The sequence below is a fragment of the Bacillus cereus group sp. BfR-BA-01355 genome (assembly GCF_022663675.1).
GTDB classification, from domain to species: Bacteria; Bacillota; Bacilli; order Bacillales; family Bacillaceae_G; genus Bacillus_A; species Bacillus_A thuringiensis_S.
Genome location: NZ_JAKUFY010000447.1, coordinates 1 through 231, shown reverse-complemented (window position 1 = coordinate 231; position 231 = coordinate 1). Strand labels below are relative to the sequence as shown.

Sequence of the window (231 nt, the reverse complement as noted above, 5' to 3'; positions counted from 1 at the left end):
GTGAAGCCAGACCCAAAACCTGAAACAAAACCAGAAGAAAAACCAGAGGTGAAGCCAGATCCAAAACCTGAAACAAAACCAGAGGAAAAACCAGAAGTGAAGCCAGACCCAAAACCAGAGGAAAAACCAGAAGTGAAGCCAGACCCAAAACCTGAAACGAAACCAGAAGAAAAACCAGAAGTGAAACCGGAAATTAAATTGCCAGTAGGGTTAAATGAAAATTTGGTAACT

The 231-nt window shown here is 41.6% G+C and carries 1 pseudogene; it reads left to right on the top strand.

Features of this window, described 5'->3' with window-relative positions:
- Nucleotides 1-231, top strand: a pseudogene (locus tag MR167_RS33845) (S-layer homology domain-containing protein); the annotation flags it as partial.